4 protein-coding genes and 1 riboswitch are annotated in these 3,980 nt (G+C 50.4%); of the genes, 3 read left to right on the top strand and 1 reads right to left on the bottom strand.

Annotated elements, in window-relative coordinates:
- On the top strand, positions 1 to 1,668 hold a 1,668-nt coding region (locus AC4MRN_RS19840; RefSeq protein ID WP_491204290.1), incomplete at its 5' end, for an aldehyde dehydrogenase family protein.
- A gap of 112 nt (positions 1,669 to 1,780) precedes the next feature.
- Positions 1,781 to 1,902: riboswitch (yybP-ykoY riboswitch) on the top strand.
- Between the two features lie 59 nt (positions 1,903 to 1,961).
- Complete coding sequence (locus AC4MRN_RS19845) at positions 1,962 to 2,519, top strand: TMEM165/GDT1 family protein (protein ID WP_370241915.1); 558 nt, start codon at positions 1,962 to 1,964, stop codon at positions 2,517 to 2,519.
- Between the two features lie 43 nt (positions 2,520 to 2,562).
- Here the strand turns inward: AC4MRN_RS19845 and AC4MRN_RS19850 are convergent, their stop codons facing one another.
- Positions 2,563 to 3,153, bottom strand: a complete 591-nt coding sequence (locus tag AC4MRN_RS19850) for a TIGR04211 family SH3 domain-containing protein (RefSeq protein WP_073325271.1) — start codon at positions 3,151 to 3,153, stop codon at positions 2,563 to 2,565.
- 165 nt (positions 3,154 to 3,318) lie between these two features.
- Between AC4MRN_RS19850 and AC4MRN_RS19855 the strand changes: the two genes are divergently transcribed.
- Positions 3,319 to 3,980, top strand: a 662-nt coding sequence (locus AC4MRN_RS19855; protein ID WP_491204291.1) for a CYTH domain-containing protein, incomplete at its 3' end; no start/stop codon positions are given.

Genomic DNA, 3,980 nt, shown 5'->3' on the forward strand with positions numbered 1-3,980 from the left:
ATGATAGCGGTACGCGCAGTAGAAATGATGCGTGCCGTTGGTTTACCGGATGACGCCTTGCAATTAGTCATCGCCAAAGGGCCGGATGTAGGCAGTGTGCTGCTGCCAGACGAACGCATTAAAGCGGTTATGTTTACCGGCTCTACACAAACAGGTACTTACATATCAAAAGTACTGGCGCAACGAGGCGGTGAGCAGGTACCTCTGATTGCTGAAACGGGTGGCCAGAACTGTATGATTGTCGACTCAACGGCATTACCGGAACAGGTCGTAGACGATGTAATACACTCAGGTTTCCAAAGCGCCGGTCAGCGCTGCTCGGCTTTGCGCGTGTTATTCGTGCAGGAGGACATCGCCGATACCATTATCAGCATGCTGACAGGGGCTATGAAAGAGCTGCAGATCGGCGACCCTGCCTGGCTCAGCACCGATGTAGGCCCGGTCATTGACGAGAAAGCCCTCAAGTCACTGCAAGAACACGAAGTGTACATGCAGGAAAACGGCAAGCTTCTGTATCAGTCGTCTATGCCGGAAGACTGTGCGGCAGGCACCTTCTTCCCACCGACGCTCTATGAGATCAGTGACTTAAGTGTGTTAACCCGCGAGGTCTTTGGCCCGGTTGTACACGTTGTGCGATATAAGGCTAAACACCTGAACAACGTACTTCAGCAAATTAACGACACTGGCTTTGGTCTGACGATGGGGATCCACTCCCGTATTGAAGAACGCGCCAACGAACTTGCCGCACGCTGTCGAGTGGGGAATGTATACGTAAACCGCAACATGATCGGTGCCATTGTCGGCGTACAGCCGTTTGGTGGTCGAGGCTTGTCTGGCACGGGGCCAAAAGCCGGCGGTCCTAACTACCTGCCTCGCCTGATGATGGAAAAAGCGACACCTAAGCCTACGCAACTGGCCGACGATATCAGCCCGGATAATGCATTGTCAGGTACACCTGAACAGGCAAGTCAGGCAGCGTCTATTATGCGTAAAGCCTGCGAAGTCGAAGAACTGTGGCGTCATACACCGCTTAACGAGCGTATATCTAAAGTGCGTCAGCTTCTGGCGAAACTGGCAACCGTCGATATCGTTGAAGAATTGGCTGACGACCTCAATCGCACATTGGCTTCTGCCCGTTCACAATTGATGAGTATCGAGAAGAAGTTGGCAAAACCCATCACCTTGCCGGGGCCTACAGGTGAATCTAATAAACTGTACCTTGAGCCACGCGGTATTCTGGTCTGTTTTGCCGACAAAGAAGTAACCTTTGAATACTGGGCGCTTTCGATTGTAACGGCGTTGGCCACGGGTAATTGCGTGGTGTCGGTTGTGTCTGAACTCTTCTACGAAGAAGCGCTGGCAGTGAAAGACAAATTCCAGGCAGTAGGTGCGCCTGAAGCAGTGTTCCAGGTTGCTAAACTGGGTCATTTGGACGCACTGTTAATGGACGAGAAGTTAGCTGGCGTAGTGGTAGACAGTAATACCGAGCGTACGGCCCACATTACGGCCATGCTGGCTGAGCGCGAAGGCGCCATCCTGCCAGTGATCACCGCTGAGTATAATGACAAACTGATTCAGCGACTGATGACGGAGAAGACCATTAGCACCGATACCACAGCATCAGGCGGCAATACGTCACTGATGACTATGGTTGAAGAGGACGAGTAGGTTTTCATCCTGAACGCCAGTCGTTTGTCGCAAAACGATTGGCGGAATCAAAAAAGTCTGTAAACTCAATCGACATCAAGGTACAAGTACACATTTGTGCCTTGTTTCGTGTTAGGGGAGTAGCTTTCTCGCAAGAGAGTCGTTATCAACACACTTGGAACGCATTTCCATGGTAACGACGTGGTTGTAGGTCAAGAGGCCTTATCACTATTAGCAAGACCTAAGACAATAACCGGTCCAGAGCGGGACGCCGGCTGTTGTCTTATGTCTGTACTGTCCCGCCGGAATCATTAATGGAAGCCTTTCTTTCTTCATTAACCACTGTTGCTATTGCTGAAATCGGTGACAAAACGCAACTCCTTTCCTTGTTACTGACCGTCCGGTTTAAAAACAACCTCGCGATTGTCGCAGGAATACTGTTCGCTACACTACTCAATCATGCCTTTTCTGCCTGGGCGGGAATCTGGTTGTCCGCCTGGTTAACTCCCGGGTTAAGTAACGGACTGTTTGCCGGCGCGTTTATTGTTGTGGGGCTATGGCTGTTGATCCCGGATAAAGAGGAGGCGGTAACGTCTTCTTTTGACCGCTACGGCGCTTTTCTGGCTACCTCCGTACTCTTCTTTCTGGCTGAAATGGGTGACAAAACGCAGATAGCGACGGTGTTACTGGCTGGTGAATATCAACACCTTGGCTGGGTAACGCTGGGGACAACGCTGGGCATGATGGCCGCCAACGTGCCGGTTGTTTACCTTGGGGAACCCGTAATGAAAGCTTTGCCGATGAAGCAAGTTCGGCTTGCAGCGTCAACCTGCTTTGTATTACTCGGAGTGTACTGGCTATTCAGAATGTAATGGAATGAACACGCCTGGATGCCAGGCGTGTTCATATGAAGGATTACATCCAGGTGTCGTTGCGGCGTCTGCGCTTAGGAATGAAGGTAATTATAATGCCCAGAAGCACGCCTGCACCGGCCACAATGCCGCCGTAAGTAAACATACGGTACAGCTCTTCGGTATCCTGAGATTGAATTTGTTCGCTTAGCTGTGCAATCTGTTGCTGTGCTTCTGCCTTGTCAGCTTCAAGTTCGGTGACTTGTTGCCTGGCTTGTGCAAGTTGCTGAGTTAATTTTTGCACTCTCGACGACAGTGTATTGCGTTGCTGTTCGCTTTCGGCCAGGCGCTGACTTAACTCAGGTAACTGAACCCGACGTGACATCGTGTTAATCAGGTATTGGGTTTCTACCCAACCCTGTCGACCGTCACCATCCTGAATTTGCGTAAAGCTGCCATCATCACTACGCTGCAGCACGGTGACCGGTAAGCCTGCCTCAATAGAGCCGATAATGCGGTAATTACGCCCCGCACCAGAATGCATGTATACGATCAAATCATCGGCAATATAAGCGCCGGGCTGTTCACTGGTCTCTTGCGCACCTGCTGGCAAAACAACAACCAATAAACCGAAAATAACAGAAAGCAATCGCATAACGTTCCTAACCACCTAAACGAAAGCACTGATGTTAGGGGGTGTTGACCAGAAAGGCAAGCCTGCCAGTCACTTGCTATAACCAGCACGGCAACATTGCCAAAATCCCGATGGGCAGGTAATGTACCAGCCATATACCGCACCGCTATTTTCATAGTACATCACATGTCAGAAACCGAAATTAAATTTGTTGTCCGTGACAACCCGCTGGAAGCGCTAAAAGACGCCGTTTTTCCATTGTTAAAGGAAAAAGGCGTAAACATTGAAGAGCAAGGTCAGTCGTTCTTGCAGAACGATTACTACGACACGCCAGAACATCTGTTTCAGCAACACAAAATCGGTATGCGAGTGCGCGGCGCCAATGGTGAATTTGAACAGACAGTGAAAACCAATGGCAAAGTCAGTGGAGGACTGCATCAGCGCCTGGAGCTCAATGTTCCCCTGGCCAATGAACAGCCCGATTTGACGCTGTTCGAAACAATGCAATGGCCGGAAGGCGAGGATGGGAAGTCGCTGAATACGCGGTTAACCAAACAATTCGGCACACATTTTAGTCGCACTCAATTCGATTTGGTGTTCGAGGATGCCGAGATTGAGCTGGTGGTGGATATGGGGGAGGTAAGTACTCCACAACAGCAAAATGCGTCGCCGATTTGTGAAATTGAACTGGAGCTCAAGCAGGGTAATTTGTTGCGCATGTTCGAGTTGGCTAACCTTTTGCCCGGCAAGTTGCCGGTCAGGCTGAGTGATACTTCCAAAGCCGCGCAAGGTTATCAGTTGTTGCACGGCGTACAGAATAAAGTTTCGCCGTTGCCTGATTTCTTACC

The sequence above is a fragment of the Marisediminitalea sp. genome, assembly GCF_984433645.1.